The 19,730-nt window shown below is 56.1% G+C and carries 26 protein-coding genes; 19 read left to right on the top strand and 7 right to left on the bottom strand.

Annotated elements, in window-relative coordinates:
• Positions 1 to 288 precede the first annotated feature (288 nt).
• The gene (locus tag ABSE13_RS05160) at positions 289 to 699 is read right to left on the bottom strand and encodes a hypothetical protein (RefSeq protein WP_424027427.1); all 411 of its coding nucleotides are present in this window, start codon (positions 697 to 699) and stop codon (positions 289 to 291) included.
• Positions 700 to 958: 259 nt separating this feature from the next.
• Positions 959 to 1,249, bottom strand: coding sequence for a class I SAM-dependent methyltransferase (locus tag ABSE13_RS05155; protein ID WP_424027426.1), 291 nt, complete (start codon positions 1,247 to 1,249; stop codon positions 959 to 961).
• 94 nt (positions 1,250 to 1,343) lie between these two features.
• On the opposite strand from ABSE13_RS05155, the gene ABSE13_RS05150 reads away from it, so the two are divergent.
• The 3 genes from ABSE13_RS05150 (at position 1,344) to ABSE13_RS05140 (ending at position 3,097) form a co-directional block, all read left to right on the top strand.
• The gene (locus ABSE13_RS05150) at positions 1,344 to 2,486 is read left to right on the top strand and encodes a TIGR04084 family radical SAM/SPASM domain-containing protein (protein WP_424027425.1); all 1,143 of its coding nucleotides are present in this window, start codon (positions 1,344 to 1,346) and stop codon (positions 2,484 to 2,486) included.
• A 104-nt stretch (positions 2,487 to 2,590) separates the two neighbouring features.
• Positions 2,591 to 2,758, top strand: a complete 168-nt coding sequence (locus ABSE13_RS05145) for a CxxC-x17-CxxC domain-containing protein (RefSeq protein WP_424027424.1) — start codon at positions 2,591 to 2,593, stop codon at positions 2,756 to 2,758.
• 105 nt (positions 2,759 to 2,863) lie between these two features.
• Positions 2,864 to 3,097, top strand: coding sequence for a hypothetical protein (locus tag ABSE13_RS05140; RefSeq protein WP_424027423.1), 234 nt, complete (start codon positions 2,864 to 2,866; stop codon positions 3,095 to 3,097).
• Between the two features lie 36 nt (positions 3,098 to 3,133).
• Here ABSE13_RS05140 and ABSE13_RS05135 read toward each other — a convergent pair whose 3' ends face one another.
• Positions 3,134 to 3,691, bottom strand: a complete 558-nt coding sequence (locus ABSE13_RS05135; RefSeq protein ID WP_424027422.1) for a hypothetical protein — start codon at positions 3,689 to 3,691, stop codon at positions 3,134 to 3,136.
• Between the two features lie 173 nt (positions 3,692 to 3,864).
• Here ABSE13_RS05135 and ABSE13_RS05130 point away from each other — a divergent pair, with 173 nt between their 5' ends.
• From ABSE13_RS05130 to ABSE13_RS05090, 9 genes are all read left to right on the top strand, one after another.
• Positions 3,865 to 4,242 (top strand): hypothetical protein, encoded by a 378-nt coding sequence (locus ABSE13_RS05130; RefSeq protein ID WP_424027421.1) that lies wholly within the window; start codon positions 3,865 to 3,867, stop codon positions 4,240 to 4,242.
• Between the two features lie 346 nt (positions 4,243 to 4,588).
• Positions 4,589 to 6,118: an anthranilate synthase component I gene (trpE, locus tag ABSE13_RS05125; protein WP_424027420.1), complete on the top strand. Its 1,530-nt coding sequence runs from the start codon at positions 4,589 to 4,591 to the stop codon at positions 6,116 to 6,118.
• Positions 6,115 to 6,705: an anthranilate synthase component II gene (locus tag ABSE13_RS05120; protein ID WP_424027419.1), complete on the top strand. Its 591-nt coding sequence runs from the start codon at positions 6,115 to 6,117 to the stop codon at positions 6,703 to 6,705. Before trpE ends, ABSE13_RS05120 begins: the two co-directional genes overlap by 4 nt.
• The gene (gene trpD, locus ABSE13_RS05115; protein WP_424027418.1) at positions 6,702 to 7,721 is read left to right on the top strand and encodes an anthranilate phosphoribosyltransferase; all 1,020 of its coding nucleotides are present in this window, start codon (positions 6,702 to 6,704) and stop codon (positions 7,719 to 7,721) included. Before ABSE13_RS05120 ends, trpD begins: the two co-directional genes overlap by 4 nt.
• Positions 7,718 to 8,473: an indole-3-glycerol phosphate synthase TrpC gene (locus tag ABSE13_RS05110; RefSeq protein ID WP_424027417.1), complete on the top strand. Its 756-nt coding sequence runs from the start codon at positions 7,718 to 7,720 to the stop codon at positions 8,471 to 8,473. Before trpD ends, ABSE13_RS05110 begins: the two co-directional genes overlap by 4 nt.
• Complete coding sequence (locus ABSE13_RS05105; RefSeq protein WP_424027416.1) at positions 8,464 to 9,042, top strand: phosphoribosylanthranilate isomerase; 579 nt, start codon at positions 8,464 to 8,466, stop codon at positions 9,040 to 9,042. Before ABSE13_RS05110 ends, ABSE13_RS05105 begins: the two co-directional genes overlap by 10 nt.
• 1 nt (position 9,043) lies before the next feature.
• Positions 9,044 to 10,219 (top strand): tryptophan synthase subunit beta, encoded by a 1,176-nt coding sequence (gene trpB, locus ABSE13_RS05100; protein WP_424027415.1) that lies wholly within the window; start codon positions 9,044 to 9,046, stop codon positions 10,217 to 10,219.
• Positions 10,216 to 11,019 carry a tryptophan synthase subunit alpha gene (trpA, locus tag ABSE13_RS05095; RefSeq protein WP_424027414.1) on the top strand — a complete coding sequence of 268 codons (804 nt, stop codon included), beginning with the start codon at positions 10,216 to 10,218 and terminating at the stop codon, positions 11,017 to 11,019. The genes trpB and trpA overlap by 4 nt, the downstream gene beginning before the upstream one ends.
• 57 nt (positions 11,020 to 11,076) lie before the next feature.
• Complete coding sequence (locus ABSE13_RS05090; RefSeq protein ID WP_424027413.1) at positions 11,077 to 11,487, top strand: putative hemolysin; 411 nt, start codon at positions 11,077 to 11,079, stop codon at positions 11,485 to 11,487.
• Between the two features lie 19 nt (positions 11,488 to 11,506).
• Here the strand turns inward: ABSE13_RS05090 and ABSE13_RS05085 are convergent, their stop codons facing one another.
• Both ABSE13_RS05085 and ABSE13_RS05080 read right to left on the bottom strand, forming a co-directional pair.
• Positions 11,507 to 12,028, bottom strand: a complete 522-nt coding sequence (locus tag ABSE13_RS05085) for a YkgJ family cysteine cluster protein (RefSeq protein WP_424027412.1) — start codon at positions 12,026 to 12,028, stop codon at positions 11,507 to 11,509.
• Complete coding sequence (locus tag ABSE13_RS05080; RefSeq protein ID WP_424027434.1) at positions 11,940 to 12,347, bottom strand: ArsR/SmtB family transcription factor; 408 nt, start codon at positions 12,345 to 12,347, stop codon at positions 11,940 to 11,942. The genes ABSE13_RS05085 and ABSE13_RS05080 overlap by 89 nt, the downstream gene beginning before the upstream one ends.
• Positions 12,348 to 12,581: 234 nt before the next feature.
• Between ABSE13_RS05080 and ABSE13_RS05075 the strand changes: the two genes are divergently transcribed.
• From ABSE13_RS05075 to ABSE13_RS05050, 6 genes are all read left to right on the top strand, one after another.
• Positions 12,582 to 13,004 (top strand): cupin domain-containing protein, encoded by a 423-nt coding sequence (locus ABSE13_RS05075; RefSeq protein WP_424027411.1) that lies wholly within the window; start codon positions 12,582 to 12,584, stop codon positions 13,002 to 13,004.
• A 12-nt stretch (positions 13,005 to 13,016) separates the two neighbouring features.
• Positions 13,017 to 14,081: a mercury methylation corrinoid protein HgcA gene (gene hgcA, locus ABSE13_RS05070; RefSeq protein WP_424027410.1), complete on the top strand. Its 1,065-nt coding sequence runs from the start codon at positions 13,017 to 13,019 to the stop codon at positions 14,079 to 14,081.
• The gene (gene hgcB / locus ABSE13_RS05065; protein ID WP_490356171.1) at positions 14,081 to 14,509 is read left to right on the top strand and encodes a mercury methylation ferredoxin HgcB; all 429 of its coding nucleotides are present in this window, start codon (positions 14,081 to 14,083) and stop codon (positions 14,507 to 14,509) included. The genes hgcA and hgcB overlap by 1 nt, the downstream gene beginning before the upstream one ends.
• 97 nt (positions 14,510 to 14,606) lie before the next feature.
• The gene (locus tag ABSE13_RS05060; RefSeq protein ID WP_424027409.1) at positions 14,607 to 14,996 is read left to right on the top strand and encodes a hypothetical protein; all 390 of its coding nucleotides are present in this window, start codon (positions 14,607 to 14,609) and stop codon (positions 14,994 to 14,996) included.
• 14 nt (positions 14,997 to 15,010) lie between these two features.
• Positions 15,011 to 15,364 carry an arsenate reductase ArsC gene (locus ABSE13_RS05055; protein ID WP_424027408.1) on the top strand — a complete coding sequence of 118 codons (354 nt, stop codon included), beginning with the start codon at positions 15,011 to 15,013 and terminating at the stop codon, positions 15,362 to 15,364.
• 58 nt (positions 15,365 to 15,422) lie between these two features.
• The gene (locus ABSE13_RS05050; protein ID WP_424027407.1) at positions 15,423 to 16,637 is read left to right on the top strand and encodes an NAD(P)-dependent malic enzyme; all 1,215 of its coding nucleotides are present in this window, start codon (positions 15,423 to 15,425) and stop codon (positions 16,635 to 16,637) included.
• 63 nt (positions 16,638 to 16,700) lie between these two features.
• On the opposite strand, the gene truA is transcribed toward ABSE13_RS05050, so the two are convergent.
• Both truA and ABSE13_RS05040 read right to left on the bottom strand, forming a co-directional pair.
• Entirely contained in the window at positions 16,701 to 17,531 is an 831-nt protein-coding gene (gene truA / locus ABSE13_RS05045; protein WP_424027406.1) for a tRNA pseudouridine(38-40) synthase TruA, read from the bottom strand.
• Positions 17,486 to 18,163 (bottom strand): CehA/McbA family metallohydrolase, encoded by a 678-nt coding sequence (locus tag ABSE13_RS05040; protein ID WP_424027405.1) that lies wholly within the window; start codon positions 18,161 to 18,163, stop codon positions 17,486 to 17,488. The genes truA and ABSE13_RS05040 overlap by 46 nt, the downstream gene beginning before the upstream one ends.
• Before the next feature lie 41 nt (positions 18,164 to 18,204).
• Between ABSE13_RS05040 and ABSE13_RS05035 the strand changes: the two genes are divergently transcribed.
• Complete coding sequence (locus tag ABSE13_RS05035; protein ID WP_424027404.1) at positions 18,205 to 19,617, top strand: dihydropteroate synthase-like protein; 1,413 nt, start codon at positions 18,205 to 18,207, stop codon at positions 19,615 to 19,617.
• The last annotated feature ends 113 nt before the right edge of the window (positions 19,618 to 19,730 follow it).

The following is a 19,730-nucleotide window of genomic DNA, read 5'->3' as shown; positions in this document are numbered from 1 at the left end:
AGACATACCCGTCCTTGCCAATGAAGTAGAGGTATCCCTTTTCGCGCTGAATCTTTTCTTTTCCAATTTTGGTTCCCATTTAAACACCTCAAAACCTCAATCGGGTTTTGATAATGAGAATTGACGCCTGATAATATAAAAGGTTTCCGTCGAAATGCCGTCGAAGTCCGGTTTTTAGCCATTTTTCTGGGGGTATTTTTGACATTCTGGCGCAGTACTCACGCCGATTAAATACCCGCTTAAAATGCTCCGTTTAACCTAATTCAGCACCATAATGGGCTGAATGCGTCACGGCGCGGTTATGCGCACCGGAAGCGGAAGCGCAGCCTCAGGGGGGGTTATAGCGACGGTGAACTGCTGGCAGGGCGCGGCACCCTCTTCCGGACAGATGAAGAGATCGAACTGCTCATGGGGATCGAGGATATTATCCGCATCCGCCTCGTTACCCGGGAGCAGGTTATATTTCCCAGTGATCGTACAGTTTGGGCAGATGAGAAATGGCCCCCGGCTCTGCGGAATAATTGAAACAGTTCCATTTGTCATCCACAATACGGTCACCCGGTCCATGTCAATTCCATCGGTATCACCAGTGAACGAAGATACGAACATATTCACCCCGCCAACGCGGTCGCGGTTGGGGCGGGAAAACCGGATAAGAACATTGTTCTGCACGGTATCGATTGCGGGGGTCCCGATCATGCTGCCGATTTGATGGATGTTTGCCCTATTGTACTATCATCGAATGGTGGATGATGCCCCGTGGTCCGGTATCGCTTGAACTTCCCTTTTCTCCCAGAGAGAAAGGAAGGGACCCAGCAATTACCACAATAATAAATATTGTGACTAAAAGTTCGAGCCCGGTAATTGCCTCATCGTTGCAGGATGACATCGTCCCTCTAAACAATTCGTCGCATCTCTCATAATCGCAGACATACCAACCATCCACATTCCAGTCCGTTCAGTGTCCCCGACGATCCACGAGACGTTTCGGCCGTCCTTTCAGCGCGTGGAGTTCCAGGCCTCCGGGGGGAGCGACATTGATGACGATCTGGAAATTTCCCTCATGCAGGTTCCGTGCAATCCCGGCAGTTATACTGCCATCTCCGCATCCGATATCCAGCACCCGCTCGTTCCCGGTGAGTGCCAGTTTTCTCACCAGTTCCTCAGCCCACGTTTTCTGGGCAGGGGAACTGTTCCGGTAATCCTCAGGATTCCAGCGGAATGCCGGTCCGTATGTATTCTCGGCCACGGGAATCTCCGGAGTACTATCAGATATCCCCCTGCGATGAATCTTCCGGCCGTGTTTGAGATGCGCGCCTCACCTTTATCGCAGAAAACAACCCATGATTACCGGGTTATCCGTGTACTTCCACCTCATCCTCACTGATGAATGCAATCTCTGTTGCAGTTATTGCCGGGCAAAGGCATTTCTCGATCTTCCCGAGAGCGAAGGGGAGCGTGATATGATCATTGATGAGGATCTTCCCGTGGATGTTGCCTATGATACAGAAGAACTCTACCGGTTCCTGAAACGGGATCCGTCCCCTACTCTCACGTTCTACGGTGGCGAACCGCTCCTCCGGGCGGACCTGATTGAGCGTATCGTACACGAGGCTCCGGTGAAGCGGTTCATGATACAGACCAACGGTACTCTACTCGACCGGCTCCAACCGGATACCGTGAAGAGGTTTGCCACAATCCTTATATCTCTTGATGGCCGGGAGCAACTAACCGATGCACACCGGGGGGAGGGAGTCTATCGCAGGGTAATGGAGAACGTCAGGAAGATCAGGTCGCGTGGATATGAAGGAGAACTCATCGCCCGCATGACCGTCACGGAAAAGACCGATATCGTTGATGCAGTCAGTTACCTAGCCGATAATCCTGACTATTCCTTCACCTCAATCCACTGGCAAATCGACGCGAATTTTGCGGGAGATTTTTCGCAACGGCGGTTTTCTGACTGGGCCGATGGGAGCTACAATCCCGGGATACACACGCTGGTCCATGACTGGGTCAACCGCATGGAGAGGACGGGCATCATCCCGAAGTGGTACCCATTCCTCGACCCGATGGAGGATCTGCTCCGCGGACAACTGAGCCATCTCAGGTGCGGTTCGGGCTATGCCAATTACAGTATCCTGACTGATGGTCATATCGTTCCCTGCCCGGTCATGATCGGTATGCGACAGTACTATCTTGGCCACATCAAAACCGCCAATCCATTATGCCTTCCAATTATACCGGTTGGCGGCGAGTGTATCGGATGCCGGATTGTGGATTTCTGTGGAGGGAGATGCCTCTATTCCAACATCACCCGGCCGTGGGATAAGGCTGAGCGAAGACTTGTCTGCGGAACTGTTGAGAACCTGCATGATGCCTTGGTTGAGGCGCTGCCCCGGGTCCGGGACCTGATCACCCGTGGTACCATCTGCCAGGAGGATTTCACCCACGAAAAATTCAACGGGTGCGAGATTATTCCGTAGATTTTCCATTTCATGGGTTGTATACTCTCACTACCATAATGCAGATGTATTTATATTGAACCGTTAATTGTATATACGCAGAACAAAACTGCATGAGTAATACCATGGAAAGAAAGAGTTTTGGCGGCCCGAGAGATTTCGGTCCCAGAGAAATGACAAAGGTAGTCTGTTCAGACTGCGGCAAAGAATGCGAAGTCCCCTTCAAGCCAACTGAAGGAAGGCCAGTCTATTGCAGGGACTGCCTGCCCAAGCACCGGAAACCCCGGTTCTGATTCCATTCATTTAACCATTTTTGCCAATAGTTTTCCGGGGGCCTGGGTTTTATCAGGTATACCGAATCCGATAGCCTCAAGATACTGCTATTCCCATTCTTCTCCATGACAGAGTCGTGGAGAGAGGCAAAAGAGTGCGCAGCCAGAGAGGGATTGCCGCAGGTCTACCATGACTGCGATGACAAACACTATGGGGCCTGCGGGGCAGGAGAGCGGCAGGGATCGTTCAAAGGCGGGATCTTCATCGAACATCGCTGCCTCTGCATGCCGGCGCACCTGAGCTGTGAGGAACTCGAAGAGAAAGAGCGAAAATTCCTGCAGGAGAATCCTGACTGGTAATTCCGACAGTTACCGGTGACGGGCCTATTTTGTAAATTATTCCTTCCTTTTGATCTCCTGGCGGAACCGGTGAAGAATATCATAGAGCATCATGCGGAATTCCCCCCCGATCTCCTCCCAGGACTTGGCGTCATTCACCCGATCATCGGGAGATACACCCATGTGACTTTCGTGGACAACCTGGTCATCATCTGTTTGGTCGATCCGGGGCTGCCACCAGAGCTGCCGCATAATCTCGAAGTAGCCGCTTGCAAGTACAATGATGAATACCAGCGGTACGATGAGGAAAGACAGGAACCAGAACATGGGATACAGGTTCGTTGTCGCCACAGAGTCTACCCACTGGAACACCCGCAGGAAAAACGCAATACAGAAGACACTGCCGATTGCCATGATGATGGGCCCCGGCAGATTGAGAGGGAAGGGGAATGCACCAAAGATCGCCCCCATAAACAGGATGATCGCAATAAGGAGGAGGAGCCAGAAGTTTTCATTGATGAACCCGACTCCCGCGTGGTAAAGCGGGTTTGAGACATAATACGTGAGAATATTTGCAAGGACCACCACGATCAGGAACCCAATGATCCCGATCATCCGTGATACAAATACCCAGCCAAATGATCGTGTACGACAGCGCACCATATCCCCTGCCCCGGAAATGCTGTACCTATTTTGTCAAGGAGGTATAAGAGTGTTGGAGATCGGAGCTGGATCTGAAGATGATATCTGGCACAATATGTATAATCCCGGCCGGGTGATCATGTGCTATGCAGGTCAATTACAAACGGTACGGGCTCTACCTGCTGCGGTGGCAGGCAAGTACACCCCTTCTGGCAGGGGCGGGGATCATTCTTGCTTCCATGGGTCAGGGGTATCTGGTGGCGGCGATCATCGCAAACCTGATCGGGGGGCTGATCTTCTTCTGGGTGGACCAGTTCATCTTCACCTCGCAGTCACTGGCCGCACAATGGGAGGTCAGGGACAACATCACCTGTGTAGACTGCGGCAGGATCGCACGCGGGTACCGGCTGGTGCGGTCCGGCGATTATGACAAGACTCATGATCATGAACCCGAGTTCCGTTGCGAGGAGTGTTCAAAGAAAAAAGCTGAAGTGCTCAAAGGCCGTGGCATCCGGACCGAATGAGATTATTGTACCTCCCTGCCAGTTTATTTTAATTATATGTTTTCGGACACAACAATTTCCGGTTCCGCCGTATTTTTAAAAATTGTATTCTGCTTCTTTCATCTGGCCTTGCAGGATCTCACAAGTGTTACCCGGGCCAGATTCTTTAGTAGTTTGCGTTTTTACATTCAGTAATAGGGGATTGTACTCTGCAATATAAAATGCATTGTCGTTCAAAAAATTACAATAATGTATAAATATGTACAAAGTTAACCTGTAGAGCAGACATGTTTACCGGAAGTTCCAGCACACCGGCAACACCCCCAGAAGAATCGGCAGCTCCCAGGAGCGAGCCGGGGAGAGACCTATGCAATCCAAACTGAAACTCAATCTCGGCCATGAGGAGTTTATCACCGCAGTCAGTACCCAGCCAAAACCGCTGATTATCCCGCTGTGCGCAGAACTGCCCCTGCCGGATATCTCTCCCCTTGACATTTATACAGGGACCAGAACCGGGCGCGGGTTCCTTTTAGAGTCCATGGAAGGAAGCGAGAAACTTGCCCGGTACTCGTTCATCGGCATCGATCCGGAGATGGTGGTCACCATCGGCACATCGGTAAACGTGCAGGGCAATGACCCATTCGTTGCCATTGCCCGGGATCCGGAAGGGGATAACCCGGTCGATCAGGTCAGGTCGATCCTGTCCCGGTTTCATTACATGAACGTCAAAGCGCCACGGTTTTTCGGAGGGCTGGTCGGCTATTTTGCGTACGACTGCATTTACTCGCTCTTTGAAAAAGTAGAGAGGACCAAGACTTCTGATCTGGATCAGGAGGGTAAAGAACCCGATGCCAGATTCATGCTGACCAAGGACTGCATCGTAATCGATCACCGGGACAGGAAGCTCTTCATCTTCTCAAGCCCGTTCCTGACGTACGATTCGGATCTATCAGGAGAATATTACCGGAGCGTTGCAAAGATCCAAGCCCAGGTTAATCGCATCGTTACGCTGACCGGAGGGCATGGAGGAACGAACCTACCGTCAGGTACCCCGGTTCCTCCCGCACAGGCTTCCCTCTCCATCTCACAGGATGTATTCCATGCGGCCGTGCAGAGGGTCAAGGAGCACATTGTGGCTGGCGATATCTTCCAAGCCGTGATCTCCCGCCGCATGGAATTTTCCATCAGCAAGGATCCGTTCGCCGTGTATGCTGCACTCAGGGAGATCAACCCAAGCCCTTACATGTATTATCTGGATTTTGGTGATGAGAAGGTGATCGGGGCAAGTCCCGAGATGCTCGTGCGTGTGGAAAAACGGCGGGTGACAACAGTCCCCATCGCCGGGACCCGGCCCCGCGGCAGTACGAAAGCGGAGGACGACCGGCTCGCAGAAGAACTTCTTGCTGACAGGAAAGAGCGGGCCGAACACACAATGCTCGTCGATCTTGCGAGAAACGATCTCGGGCGGGTCTGCCGGTTCGGATCGGTCGAGGTTACCGAGTTTATGGGCATCGAGAAGTTCTCCCATGTCCAGCACATCGTCTCGACGATCAGCGGTGTACTTCGCGACAACCTTGACTGCTACGATGCCTTCCGGTCCTGCTTCCCGGCCGGGACCGTTTCGGGCGCACCCAAGATCCGGGCCATGCAGATTATCGATGATCAGGAGGCAGGTCCCCGCGGCCTGTACGCAGGTGCCGTAGGGTATATCGGCTTTGACAAGAACCTTGATTTTGCTATCGCAATAAGGACGATCCAAGTCAGGAACGGCCTGGCTTCCGTGCAGGTCGGGGCGGGAATCGTAGCAGACTCAGTTCCGGAGAATGAGTGGAAGGAGACTGAGAATAAAGCTGCGGCGATGCTGCGGGCGATCGAGCGATCGGGGGTATGCCTGTGAAAAGCCCCAAGGTCCTGATCGTGGACTGTTACGACAGCTTCACCTTCAATCTCTACCAGCAGATCGGAAAACTGGGTGCCGAGCCGGTCGTGCTTCCCTGTGATACATCCCTTGAGGTTCTGAAAGAGATTGCCTGCGACCGGATCATTCTTTCACCGGGCCCGGGCACGCCACAGGAATCCGGTGTCTGCCTCGATGTGCTGGAAACCCTGAGCCGGACAATCCCGACACTCGGAGTCTGCCTCGGCCACCAGGCAATCTGCACGGCATTCGGAGGGGAAGTCATACGGGCAGTGCATCTGATGCACGGCAAGACCTCGCCCATCTATCATGACGGAAAACGGATCTTCTCAAGCATCCCGCAGCCGTTCACTGCCACGCGGTACCATTCCCTGGTAGCCCGTGAGGAGTCCCTTCCCGGCGACCTCATCGTGACTGCAACAAGCGGTGATGACGGGTATGTCATGGGTGTTCGTCATAAACGATTCCCGATTGAGGGGGTTCAGTTCCACCCCGAGAGCATCCTCTCGACAGAGGGGGACAGGATACTCAAAAATTTCCTGGAACAGACGGGAGTGGTATCATGATATTTAAAGAGGGCCTGCAACGCCTTCTTGGTCGCCAGGATCTCAGCAAGGACGAGGCCGGCAGGATCATGGATGCCATTATGGAGGGGAAAGCATCGCAGGCTCAGATCGGTGCATTCCTGGCAGCATTGCACATGAAAGGCGAGACGCCGGAAGAGATTGCTGCATTTGCAACGGTGATGCGAAAACACGCGATCGTTGTCAGGCCGTCCAACCGTAAACCGCTCGTGGACACCTGCGGGACAGGCGGTGACGGGATGCATACGTTCAATATCAGCACTACCGCGGCATTCGTCGCAGCAGGTGCGGGGATTCCGATAGTCAAACACGGTAACCGGAGCGTGAGCAGCACCTGCGGTTCAGCGGATGTTCTCTCCGCTCTCGGAGTAAATCTCTCCGTTGATCCGCGCGCCCAGGCGGGAATTATCGAGCAGGTAGGGATTGCATTCCTCTTTGCACCGAGCCACCATCCCGCAATGCGCCACGTCATGGCCGCCCGACAGGAGATCGGGTGCAGGACGGTCTTCAACATTCTCGGTCCGCTCACTAACCCTGCCGGGGCAGAGGCACAGGTACTCGGGGTCTACCATCCCAACCTCACGCTCACAATGGCAGAAGTGCTCCGCCTGCTTGGTATCTCCCGGGCAATGGTCGTGCACGGAAGCGGGCTGGACGAGATCACTACAACCGGAGAGACGAACGTGTCAGAATTGTCCGATAATCACATCCGGAACTATACGATCTCCTGCGGGACGTTCGGTATCGCCGGTGCCCAGTTGTCGGATCTTGCCGGGGGAGATGCCGGGACAAACGCCCGGATCTTACGCGAGATCCTTGGCAGCGAGCGGGGTGCCGGCAGGGACATCGTGCTCCTGAATGCCGGTGCAGCAATATACGTGGGCGGCGGAGCCCGCGATCTCCGGGAGGGGATAGCCCATGCTGCTGCATCGATCGATTCGGGATGCGCCCTTGGCAGGCTGGACGCATTGGTCGAGGCTACACGGGGTACAGCATGATACTGGACGAGATTGTCCGGCGATCGGAGAGACGGGCAGCCCTGCTTCCGGCAACATTTCCGGAACCGCCATCGCGTATTCACGCAAGTCTTGCCGGCGCTATCCGAGGGAAGAACGGGAAAAACGCGGTAATCGCGGAGATCAAGTGCACATCGCCGAGCGGGGGTATGATCCGGCGCAATGTAGATATGGCGCAGATGGCTGGCGTACTTGCAGAAGGAGGGTGCGTAGCTCTCTCGGTGCTGACCGAGCCCTACTTCTTCGGGGGGACCGGACAGGACATCGCAAGGGTGAGAAGTGCCGTGAACCTCCCTATCCTACGGAAGGATTTCATCATTGATGAACGCCAGCTCGCCGAGTCACGGGCGCTCGGGGCTGATGCCGTGCTCCTGATCGCCGCTGTTCTTGGCGCACGACTGCCGGACTTTGTTGACCGTGCAGCCGATTATGGTCTTGAACCGCTGGTCGAAGTCCACAATCCTGAGGAAGTGGAATCTGCACTGGATACGAAAGCAATACTTATCGGCATCAACAACCGCAATCTCTCGACAATGACCATTGACCGTTCGACTACCCGCATCCTCTCGAAAAGCGTCTGCAGGGAAGGCCGGCTGATCGTCTCCGAGAGCGGCATGAGATCCGCGGATGATGTCCGTGAGATGAAACAGTACTGCGATGCATTCCTGATCGGCTCGTCCATCATGGCCCATGAGCATCCGCGGAAGAAGCTCGAGGAGTTCGTATGCGCGTAAAGATCTGCGGGATCACCCGCTTGGAAGATGCGCGGTTTGCCGAAGAAGCCGGGGCCGACGCGATTGGCGTTGTTGTCTTTTCCGGGGGCGTATCGCACCGGGTTGTGTCTATAGAACGGGCACGGGAGATCTTTAACGCTATCGGCCCATTCACAGCGACCGTTGCAGTGAGCCATACCAGATCCGAAGAGGATCTTGCACAGATGATCGCACTGAACCCCTCAGCTATCCAGATCTCGCACCCGTTTCAATTCGAGGAAGATCCGGGCGTGCAGGTGATCCGGGTGATCGGGAGGGGCGATCCGTTACCGGAAGACTGCGATGCGGTTATTGTCGACGACAGCCATGGAAGGGGTAGGGTATATGATCCTTCGTATGCCCGCGATGCCGTGGAGCGCTCGACCATCCCGGTCATTCTTGCCGGGGGGTTAACACCGGAGAATGTGAGTGAGGCCGTAAAGAAGGTCCGGCCCTACGCGGTGGACGTGGCCACGGGTGTCGAGACATCACCGGGGATCAAGGACCATGAAAAGATACGAGCGTTCATCGCCGCATCCAGGAGACAGTGAGATGACACGGAAAGGACGATACGGTACATTCGGTGGGCAATATGTTTCAGAGACACTCATGAGTGCCCTGATCGAACTTGAGGACGCGTACGAGAAGGCCAGCAAGGATCCCGGATTTGCCCGGGAACTTGCCGCACTCCAGACAGAATATGCAGGGCGGATGACCCCCTTGACGTTCTGCGGAAATGCCTCCCGGGAACTCGGGTTCAGGATGTACCTCAAGCGCGAGGATCTTGTTCACGGGGGATCGCACAAACTCAACAACACTCTCGGGCAGGCACTCCTCGCCCGGCGCATGGGCAAGAAACGGCTGATCGCCGAGACCGGCGCCGGCCAGCACGGGGTTGCCACCGCAATTGTAGGGGCAGCACTCGGTATGTCGGTCGAGGTCTATATGGGGGAGCTCGACACCCGGCGGCAGGCGCTCAATGTCTTCCGCATGGAACTGATGGGGGCAAAAGTAGTGCCGGTAACTTCGGGCACCCGAACCCTTAAGGACGCCGTAAACGAGGCACTCCGGTACTGGGTAGCGCATGTTGAGGACACCTATTTCCTCTTCGGTTCGGTGGTGGGCCCGCACCCGTACCCCCTCATGGTCCGGGATTTCCAGTCCGTGATCGGGAGAGAGACGCGGGAGCAGGTGATGGAGAAAGAAGGGCGTCTCCCGGACACGATCGTTGCCTGTGTCGGCGGCGGATCGAATGCGATCGGCATCTTCTACCCGTTCCTGAACGACGATGTGGAATTGATCGGCGTTGAAGCCGGGGGGAAAGGAATCGAGACCGGCGAACATTCCGCAACGCTCTGCGCCGGTGAGCCGGGCGTACTCCATGGGGCGCTCTCTTATCTCCTGCAGGACAGGGACGGGCAGGTACTGCCCACCCACAGCATCTCCGCGGGCCTCGATTATCCCGGCGTTGGTCCCGAACATGCAATGCTGAAAGACACTTCCCGGGTGACTTATGCGGCTGCCAACGACGCAGACGTGCTCATAGCGTTCTCCTTCCTGTCGAGAACGGAAGGCATCATCCCTGCGCTCGAATCGGCCCATGCCGTTGCCTGGGTGATGAATAACCGGGACCGGTTCGACCGGGACGATATCGTTATCGTGAATCTCTCCGGGCGCGGTGACAAGGATGTGACTGAAGTGGCTAGGCTGCAGGGACGTGCATTATGAGCCGGATACAAACAGTCTTTGAACAACCCGGGACGACCGCATTCATCGGGTTCACTGTAGGGGGGGATCCGGACGCAGAGACCTCGTTCCGGATTGCGCGGGCGTTGATTGACGGGGGTACGGACATCCTCGAGATCGGCATCCCGTTCTCCGATCCCGTGGCAGACGGCCCAACCATCCAGAGAGCTGACGACAGGGCGCGTGCAGCCGGCACTACACCCACAACGATCTTCGCACTGGTAAAAAAGATCCGGGAATATTCAGAAGTCCCGATCGTCTTCCTCACGTATTACAACATCGTCTACCGAAGGGGAATCGAGCGGTTTTACCAAGAGGCAAAGGAGGCGGGCGTTGACGGGATCCTCATCGCGGATATGCCAGTGGAGGAGTCGGAAGAAGTAACCGGGATCGCTGCCCGGTACGGAATCGATCCAATCTTCCTTATCACGAGGACTACAGATGAGGAGCGTATCGCAAAGATTGCAGGAAAAGCGGGAGGGTATCTCTACCTTGTCTCTGTGCTCGGTGTCACGGGTGTACGGGACACGGTTCCCGAAGAGGCTCTCGATCTCCTCCGCCGGGTCCGGACGCACACGGACCTCCCGCTGGCGCTGGGCTTTGGCATCTCCACTCCCGACCATGCGAGAACATGTGCCGCTGCCGGGGCCGAGGGTATTATCGTCGGAAGTGCAATTGTTGACATTGTCGAGAGGAATCTTAAGGATCCCAGCACGATGGAGCGGCAGCTCAGGGATTACGTGTCAGGAATGAAAGCCGCTGCTCACTCCGGGCAGCGGTAGTAATATCATTCCGACGATCTTTTTATCTGGAGCCTGCTTATGATATGTGGAATTATCATGATGTCAAAAACCAGTATCTTTGTCATTCTCGGAGCCTGCATTATTGCCGGCTTACTTGTTGCAGGATGTACGCAGACGCAGGCACCTGCCGCTGTCCAGACCACCGTTCCGACAATCGCCGAGCCCGTGGCAACACCCGCTGCAACAGCGGCACCCACATCTGCCGGAACTGCCGGCATGGCAAACCCCGCCTCAGTCAACTGTGGCAAGATCGGTGGAACAACCGAGATTAAGACCGCTGCTGACGGCGGTCAGTATGGTATGTGCACATTCACCAACGGAACCAGCTGCGAGGAGTGGGCACTCTTCAGAAACGAGGGCTGCGTGACAAATGTCACTACCCAGGCTACAACATCAGCCAATGCAAGTGCGGGCATGACTGTGACTGCAGTCAATACTTCAACATAATTTTTCTCAAAATTTTTTCTTATTCTACCGGATCTCCATGGAATCCGTGTTCTGCGAGAATTGCGGTGACCTTTTTCACCCATACCGGATCGTTTGCGCCCGGGGGATGCGCATGCGGCAGGCCTGCGACGTGCTCATTCCAGACCTGAGCGAGAGACTCATCGGACGTGCTGATCCCACCGGCCCCGATTACCCTGCCGACCAGCTGCCCTTCCCGGTTATAGAGGAGCATCCGGTAACACTGGAACTCCCGGCAGACGGGAGGCCGGGTGGCATAAACGCCGCAAACAAATCCTTCGCCGTTCTTATTCCGGCAGAGGAACGGACATGGTTTTTTCTCACCCGGTACGATCCCGGTGCCATCGGAGTACCGGTCCGCGATCTCGTCAGCATATTCAGCATCCGTGTGGACCGGGAACACGTCTCCGCTCAGGCTGTACCGGCAGTAGTAGTCACAGTGATTCAGCTGGCGCTCTATCCTGATGAACGATCCATACCCGGCGCAACATTTCCCGCAGCCATCGCAGACAAATTTTGTCATACCGTAATCGTCTCTTAGGCCGGCAGCCTGATAAAAAAATGGGTGGTGAATCACTGGACGCATACAGGCAATAATAGAGGGCCCATATCGAAAGGTACCGGCTGCCGGTCCCGGTGATGCTGTAAATGATCCAGTAGCCGTGGTATTCCCCTTCGATAAGACCGGCATCTTTCAGGATGGTGAGATGGTAGGAGAGTTTTGAGTCGGAGATTCGCATGAACCGGTTGATGACACGGACACAGAGCGGCTGGTCGCGGACAAGATGGAGAGTCGTCAGCCGGAGCGGGTCTGCGAATGCATGATGGATCCGGCTTTTCACTTCAAGCCTGTCCGTGGCGGGGATATGCTCTGCGAGCGCCTCAAATCCGCCGAGCCGGTCGAGGCTCCTCCAAGACCTGGGCCGGAATGACGCTGTCGGCCGTCTTAGCACGGCGCAGCCTGCCACTACAACACGATGACTTTGTGCGAACCATTTCAAATTATTGTGAAATGCAAACCTATTTAATCATCACCCGCTCATGTTGTTTCAATAAAATTTGAAATGATGATCACGATGAATTCCCACAAAAAATCTGCAGCCTTCGGATGCGGCTGCGAAGTCGCACCCTCCCCTGGCCAACTTACGGTTGCACATCATCAGGAACTTCACACGGTTTCCATGCTTCCGTGGAACCCCAACCCGAAATTCACCGGCGTCTCCCTGCGACACCTGATCACGGGTGCTGATACCGGGGGGCGCATGTCCCTGCACCATGTCCGGATCGATCCCGGCTGCTCCATCGGTAATCACACCCATGCAGACATGGTGGAGATCCACGATGTCCTGTGCGGGGAAGGGATATGCATGCTTGAAGGAGTGGACATCCGGTACCAACCCGGCACGATGGGCATCATGCCTGCCGACCAGATCCACAGCATCACTGCCGGGAGAGAAGGGGTGCTCCTGCTTGCAACCTTCTCACCCCCGCTCGTGTAAGGAGGGACAATTGTGACACCAGCACCTGTTTCATCCTGCTCATGCACACAGGAGACAGACCCTGCCCCATCCAACTGCGCGGACCAAGACAGATCATCCCCGGAAATCCTGGTTGCTGACAGCAGGATCACCGCTGCCAACCGGCTCGACCATTTCCTTGCCCGCTGGGCCGTTAACCGTGGCGGGCACAGGATTATGCCGGGATTGTATCGACTCGGGAATCCCGGTCCCGATTCCCCGGTCTTTGCATCGGCGAACTATACGCTGAGTTTCGATGCGCTCCGCTCTGCACTGGCAGGAGTAGATGCCTATATCCTGGTACTGGACACGAAAGGGATCAATGTGTGGTGCGCTGCCGGCAAAGGAACATTCAGCACCGATGAACTGGTGCGGCAGATCGGGACAGCGGGTCTGGCAGGTATTGTCAGGAACCGGCGGATCATCGTCCCCCAGCTGGGTGCTCCCGGCATATCGTGGCCGGACGTACTGCGCCGCACCGGGTTCACCGTAGAGTACGGCCCTGTCCGGGCACGCGATCTACCGGAATATCTCAGGTCACACACGGCGACACCTGCGATGCGCAGGGTGGAGTTCCCCCTCCGGGATCGGGCAGTACTTGCACCGGTCGAGCTGGTTCATGTGCTGCTGCCGGCCCTTGTGGCGGCGATCATGTTCTGGTTCCTTGCCGGGCTCTCCGCTGCCCTCGCCGTGGTCGCGGCCGTAATTGCCGGGACGATCCTCTTCCCAATCCTCCTGCCGTTCATTCCCACGCACGATTTCTCAACAAAAGGGTTTATCCTCGGCGGAATCGTCGCCCTGCCTTTTGCCGTACTGTACGGAACGGATCCCCATCTTGCCGGGTGGCTGGCGATAGCGTGCGCGATCATTCCGCTGCTCATCATCCCTGCCGTGACCGCGTACCTCGCACTCAATTTCACCGGCTCGACCCCGTTCACCTCGCGGACCGGGGTAAAAAAGGAGATCTTCCGGTACGTGCCGGTCATGGCATTCATGGCAGGCGCTGGTGTGCTGCTGGGGATATTGCTGGGTGCAGGCCGGCTTCTGGGGGCGATCTGATGTCCGCTCCGGAAAAAATCCGGCAAACGTCCGGGAAGGAAAAAAATTCATCGGGATTCTTTAATTTCCGAGGAATTAAGCAAAGCAAAGTCCGAGGAGGAGAGGGAAGGCAACTGCTGACCTTCGACTCGTACACTGAGACCACACTTACGTTCTATCCTGACCGGTGCATCAACTGCACCCGTTGCCTCCAGGTCTGCCCCCACGCGGTCTTCTCACCGGGAACAGGTACTGTCCGGCTCGAACACCCGTCCATATGCATGGAGTGCGGGGCCTGTGCCCGGAACTGTCCGGTCCAGGCGATCGAAGTGCAAAACGGTGTCGGGTGTGCCTGGGCAATGATCGGCGCTGCCCTGAGGGGAAAGAATATGGACAGCGGGGAGTGTGGCTGTGGCGGGGAGGGGAGCCCCTGTTGCGGTGAACGGTAGCATCAGTCGGGAACCGGCCCATGGAAACAAACACTTTTTGTATCCCCACGCTGAAAAATTCCAAAAGCGAATAAGAACATTCAACAGGACACCGGGTATGAACGCCAAACTCTCACCGTTTGCAGCTGATGCCCTTTCCCAAGTCAGGCAAATCGCGATTGACGGGCAAAAAGTGGGCATAATCCGGCTCGATGAATCCATCAGTGAAGTGATGGCATTAAATCTTACAGCGGATGCGGACATTCAGGCAGCCCTCCTGCAGCGAATCGCGCAAAACAACTACATTCCCCCGTCTGCCGGGGGCCTATGCGAGATCCCTGATGGCGGAGTTTTATGCGGATCGCATGAAACAGAGGATGAAGATGGCACTGAAGAATTATTCAGCAATAGATCGGGATTGACGATAATAACCGCGTCGGGGCGAGAAACACGACAAAACCACAGGTTCTGTTTATCTGTACGGCAAATGCCGCCCGGTCCCAGATAGCCGAGAGGCTGCTCATGGCAAAATACGGGGACCGTTATGACGTATTCAGTGCCGGTACACGGCAATCGACCGTAAGCCCCCGTGCTATTGCAGTCATACAGGAAATTGGGATAAATATCTCCCATCACCGGTCGAAACAGCTTGACGAGTTCCGGAGTAAGCCCATCGATATCGTAGTTACGGTCTGTGACCGGGCGCACAAAGTCTGTCCGGTTTTCTCCTACGCGAAAAAGACCCTGCATCAGGGTTTTCGTGATCCTCATGCATATGGCGGATCCGACGAGGAGATTCTCGCGGCTTACCGCTCCGTGCGCAATGACATCGCAGCGTGGATCGATACCACCTTTGGCGGTAGGGATCTATCCTGACGTTTGACAACAACATTGATGTCATGTCATCGCGTTCATTGACCTGAGGTGCGAGGGTATGAAACGGGAGAGAACGAAGGACGTGTATGCGGAATCCCTCGAGCTCCACAGGAAGCACCGGGGGGCGATCGAAATCCGGTCAAAAGTTGCGGTCACGAACCGGCATGATCTCTCCCTTGCCTATACCCCGGGCGTTGCCGAGGTCTGCCGGGAGATCCACCGGGACCGGAATCTTGCATACAAGTACACCATCAAGGCCAATACCATCGCCATCGTTACCGACGGGTCACGTGTACTCTCGCTCGGGAACATCGGAGGATATGCCGCGATCCCCGCAATGGAGGGCAAAGCCCTTCTCTTTAAAAAACTGGCCGGGATCGACGCCTTCCCGATCTGTTTTGAGCACTCCCATATGGAATTTGCCGACGACATCCGGAACATTGCACCCGTGTTTGGGGGGATCGCGCTTGAGGATATTGCGGCACCCCGGTGTTTCGAACTCGAGGAGTCACTCCAGGGGATCGGCATTCCGGTCATGCACGACGATCAGCATGGCACAGCGATCGTTGTGCTGGCAGCGCTGCTGAACTCCTGCAAAGTGACGAAGAAACACTTCGAGGATCTCAACATCGTAGTGTGTGGGGCGGGTGCTGCCGGTTTTGCCATCACGAGGATGCTCAGGTGCATCGGGTACAACCCCGACATCTGCAGCAGCGTGCATGATATCATTGTCTGCGATACCCGCGGGATCATCCACCGTCACCGCGAAGGATTGTACGGCAACAAGTACAAATTCATCATCGGCGAGGAGACGAACAGGACGGGCCGGACGGGTTCCCTTGCCGATGCCATGGATGGCGCTGATGTTTGTATCGGCGTATCAGTGCCGGGGATTATCACGCCCTCCATGGTCCGGTCGATGAACAAGGACCCAGTCATCTTTGCCCTGGCAAACCCCATGCCGGAGATCCTGCCAGGTGATGCACTACAAGCGGGGGCGGCGATCGTAGGGACCGGGCGGAGTGATTTTCCCAACCAGATCAACTACGCCCTTGCATTCCCGGGAATCTTCCGGGGCGCACTCGATGTGCAGGCAACCCGGATCTCCGATGAGATGAAAGTCGCCGCGGCCCATGCACTTGCAGACTACGTAAAAAGGCCGCGCAGGGACAGGATCCTCCCGGCAGTCCTCGATCGTAAGGTTGTGACCGCGGTCGCCCGGGCAGTCAGTGAAGCGGCAAAAGCAAGCGGGTGTGCCCGCAACATCGGATAATACCCGGCAATCCGGAGAAAGACCCGGCCCGGTTACATGGTTTCCTGTAGCCGTTTTTTTTCATTATTCCGGTTTCACTGCCTTGCACACATGTTCCATGAGGGCATGGTGCCGGCAGAGATCCCTGACAAATCCGGAGCTCCGCTCATGCGGGGGCAGGGGTTTCCATGCAATCCCGCAATCCGTGTCATGGAGAATCAGCCCTTCGGCAGGGGCGGGCTGGAGGGGGGGTTCCCCGGACGCATCGAGGAGCCGGGCAATTGAGTCCGTATCTGCCTCGCCATTGCTTACAAGGAGCAGTGCCGCCGCCATGCTGCGCACCTGATGCCAGAGGAAACTCTCTGCCATCACTTCAAGACAGACGAACCCGTCTGTTTCCAGCACCGCAATCCGCAGGATATTTCTGAGGGGATTCTTGTTTTCAATGCGTGCGAAGCGGGAAAAATTGTGGGTTCCAAGGAAACTGGCAGCAGCTGCTTTCATGGAGGCAATATCCCGCGGACGTGTGACGTAATAGTAGCGGTACGTCCGGCTCCTTGCGTCAAACCGCGGGTGAAACAGGGGCGCAACTTCGGCGTACCCGGTGCACCAGCAGTCCGGGGGAAGCCGGGTGTTGATGGCCCGGATCGCCCGGTCCGGCGCGGCGGTAGTGAAAGCCGCAACCTGTCCGGTTGCATGGACACCGCGATCCGTTCTCCCGGCAAACAGGAATCCCGCCTCCCGCCAATCGTCGAACAGCCTGAGCTTCTGGCATGCTGCCACAAACTCGCTTTCCACGGTACGGCATGACACCTGCATCTGGGATCCGAAAAACCTGCTTCCCAGGTACGAGACCCGGAATGCCAGCCTTACCGGAGCTGCATGTGCCTTGTTATCCTTTTGATCTTTCTCCATGTGTTGTTGATAGACTGGCGCGTGTAGGTGCGCAGCGGTGTTTTTCTGCCACCGCAGGATACTTTTCCTGCCCGGATCGCCTCGAGGATCGCGGGTACGTTCTTCTCTGCCTCGACAAAGGTCCTGCCAAACCCGACAAACTTCGCGTTGTGGGCATCGCTTCCCCCGACACAGGGTTTCCCCAGCCGCTGGGCGATCCGGGCCGCCTTCTTGTTGGCCGAGCCCACAATGTACCGGCTGTTGAAGGACTCCACTGCGTCGACAACCGACATCCCGACTTTCTTGCGCCGGGCCACCCCGTGGCGCCAGACATGGTAAGGGTGGGGGAGGATCAGCAGTGCACCCATCCGCCGGGCTATATTGACCGTGTCCACCACATCAAGGCCCGGGGGTATGATCTCTGTCACCCCGAGCACGAGGAGATGGCCCTGTTTGGTCGATACCTCAATACCCGGGATCACGAGGACAGATGACGACAGGGTGAGTGCCTTTTTTGCCCCGTCGACAGAGTCGTGATCAGTGATGGCAATCGCATCAAGCCCTGCGGCCTCGGCAGCCCGGAGGATCTCCTCTACGCTGCTCTCGCCATCCTTGGAATAACTGGTGTGTACGTGCAGGTCGCAGGTCAGCATCTGATCATAGTGTTTTTATCTCTCTGGTATTAAGGGAACTTATGCGCATCCTCCTTCCCACCGGTGCCACCACCGAAGAGATGGTCCGGAAAGCAGCCGCCGGGTTCGATGCGGATGTCGTGGTGACCGGAGAGATTGCATCATTTTTAACCCCGCACCGGCTCAGGGAACTGGTGACGAAGGGCACGTACGATATGGTCATCGTTTCCGGCATGAGTACCGCATCGTTCGAACAGGTGGAGCGCGGGACAGGTGTCCCGGTCTACCGCGGGCCCCGTCATGCAGCAGATCTTGCGCTGATCCTCCCGCAACTGGGCTCGATCACGCTCTCGCGTACCATCCCGGCCGACGAATTTCTTGCCAGCGGGAATGCGGCGGATGCGATGCGGCGGATCAACGAACTGGAGCGGGATGCTGACTGCGAATGCATTATCCGCGGAATAAAGATCGGCGGCGGATCCCGGATGAAAGTGCTCGCCGAGATCATGGATGCCCACAAGCGGGACGATATCCGGAATCTCGTTGAATCCTTCTTTTCGGAAGGGGCGGATATCGTGGATCTCGGCTTTGGGTTTGATGCGACACCCGGGGAGGTCATACGGGTATTTGGTGCGCTTGACGGTATCGACCAGCCTCTTGCCGCCGATACCCAGGACCCTGCCCTGATACAGGCTGCCTTATGCCGGGCAGATATCATCCTCAGTTTACAGGAGGAGAATATTCCACTCGTGGGAACTGCGGTCGCAGAAGCCGGGGCTGCCGCGATCATCGTACCGGGGAGGAGCACGCTTACAAAGAATATCGCTATGGCAAAACGGGCGGGGATCCCCTGTATCATCGCCGACCCTCTTCTCCAGCCGGTCGGATCCGGGTTTGTTGGATCTTTGCGACAGTTCCGGAAAAGCAGGTACCCCCTCTTCTTTGGTGCCGGCAATGTGACCGAGCTTCTTGACGCAGATTCACCGGGAATGAATGCACTTCTCGCCGGGATGGCGATGGAGCTGGGCGCAGCCGTACTCTTCACGAGCGAACATTCCGACAAGACCAGAGGGTCCATCCGGGAGATGCGGAAAGCGACCGGGATGATGGCGCTTGCAAAAAGCCGGCCATACCCAAAGGACCTCGGTATAGATCTCCTTATCCTCAAGGAGAAACGCCGGCGGCGTGAGCCCCCGCTGGAGTACGATGCGGTACTTCCCCTTCAGCAGGCTCCGGAGAATATCTCCTATGACCCGAAAGGCAACTTCCGGATCGGGATTGAAGGAGACCGGATCGTTGCCGTGATCCATGGGAAGGCGGCAACCGGCACACGCTGGCAGGATGTGCTGAACACGATCATCGCCCACGGGGATGTATCACTCCTCGACCATGGGGGGTATCTCGGCAGGGAACTATACAAGGCGGAACTTGCGATCCGGTACGGCCGGAGTTTCGAACAGGACGGCGAATTCTAAAAGAGTACGGCTCTTTGTCGTGTATAAGAATTCCAAGTCGAATCGGGAATTTCCCTGTCGTACGACAGTAATCTGCGCAGGAAGAGATCGTCGGGAAAGCGGGATTTTGCAAA

The organism is Methanoregula sp. (genome assembly GCF_049518935.1).
Taxonomy (GTDB): Archaea; Halobacteriota; Methanomicrobia; order Methanomicrobiales; family Methanospirillaceae; genus Methanoregula.
The sequence above is the reverse complement of the archived record's forward strand: the minus strand, read 5'-3'. Positions and strand labels throughout refer to the sequence as shown.

What these genes read in the sequence shown, in the direction of transcription:
- ABSE13_RS05160 (WP_424027427.1), bottom strand. Translation starts at nt 699, where the DNA reads ATGATCGGGACCCCCGCAATCGATACCGTGCAGAACAATGTTCTTATC.
- ABSE13_RS05150 (WP_424027425.1), top strand. Translation starts at nt 1,344, where the DNA reads ATGATTACCGGGTTATCCGTGTACTTCCACCTCATCCTCACTGATGAA.
- ABSE13_RS05145 (WP_424027424.1), top strand. Translation starts at nt 2,591, where the DNA reads ATGGAAAGAAAGAGTTTTGGCGGCCCGAGAGATTTCGGTCCCAGAGAA.
- ABSE13_RS05140 (WP_424027423.1), top strand. Translation starts at nt 2,864, where the DNA reads ATGACAGAGTCGTGGAGAGAGGCAAAAGAGTGCGCAGCCAGAGAGGGA.
- ABSE13_RS05135 (WP_424027422.1), bottom strand. Translation starts at nt 3,691, where the DNA reads ATGATCGGGATCATTGGGTTCCTGATCGTGGTGGTCCTTGCAAATATT.
- ABSE13_RS05130 (WP_424027421.1), top strand. Translation starts at nt 3,865, where the DNA reads ATGCAGGTCAATTACAAACGGTACGGGCTCTACCTGCTGCGGTGGCAG.
- trpE (WP_424027420.1), top strand. Translation starts at nt 4,589, where the DNA reads ATGCAATCCAAACTGAAACTCAATCTCGGCCATGAGGAGTTTATCACC.
- trpD (WP_424027418.1), top strand. Translation starts at nt 6,702, where the DNA reads ATGATATTTAAAGAGGGCCTGCAACGCCTTCTTGGTCGCCAGGATCTC.
- ABSE13_RS05110 (WP_424027417.1), top strand. Translation starts at nt 7,718, where the DNA reads ATGATACTGGACGAGATTGTCCGGCGATCGGAGAGACGGGCAGCCCTG.
- ABSE13_RS05105 (WP_424027416.1), top strand. Translation starts at nt 8,464, where the DNA reads ATGCGCGTAAAGATCTGCGGGATCACCCGCTTGGAAGATGCGCGGTTT.
- trpB (WP_424027415.1), top strand. Translation starts at nt 9,044, where the DNA reads ATGACACGGAAAGGACGATACGGTACATTCGGTGGGCAATATGTTTCA.
- trpA (WP_424027414.1), top strand. Translation starts at nt 10,216, where the DNA reads ATGAGCCGGATACAAACAGTCTTTGAACAACCCGGGACGACCGCATTC.
- ABSE13_RS05090 (WP_424027413.1), top strand. Translation starts at nt 11,077, where the DNA reads ATGATGTCAAAAACCAGTATCTTTGTCATTCTCGGAGCCTGCATTATT.
- ABSE13_RS05085 (WP_424027412.1), bottom strand. Translation starts at nt 12,028, where the DNA reads ATGACAAAATTTGTCTGCGATGGCTGCGGGAAATGTTGCGCCGGGTAT.
- ABSE13_RS05075 (WP_424027411.1), top strand. Translation starts at nt 12,582, where the DNA reads ATGAATTCCCACAAAAAATCTGCAGCCTTCGGATGCGGCTGCGAAGTC.
- hgcB (WP_490356171.1), top strand. Translation starts at nt 14,081, where the DNA reads ATGTCCGCTCCGGAAAAAATCCGGCAAACGTCCGGGAAGGAAAAAAAT.
- ABSE13_RS05060 (WP_424027409.1), top strand. Translation starts at nt 14,607, where the DNA reads ATGAACGCCAAACTCTCACCGTTTGCAGCTGATGCCCTTTCCCAAGTC.
- ABSE13_RS05055 (WP_424027408.1), top strand. Translation starts at nt 15,011, where the DNA reads ATGGCAAAATACGGGGACCGTTATGACGTATTCAGTGCCGGTACACGG.
- ABSE13_RS05050 (WP_424027407.1), top strand. Translation starts at nt 15,423, where the DNA reads ATGAAACGGGAGAGAACGAAGGACGTGTATGCGGAATCCCTCGAGCTC.
- truA (WP_424027406.1), bottom strand. Translation starts at nt 17,531, where the DNA reads ATGGAGAAAGATCAAAAGGATAACAAGGCACATGCAGCTCCGGTAAGG.
- ABSE13_RS05040 (WP_424027405.1), bottom strand. Translation starts at nt 18,163, where the DNA reads ATGCTGACCTGCGACCTGCACGTACACACCAGTTATTCCAAGGATGGC.
- ABSE13_RS05035 (WP_424027404.1), top strand. Translation starts at nt 18,205, where the DNA reads ATGCGCATCCTCCTTCCCACCGGTGCCACCACCGAAGAGATGGTCCGG.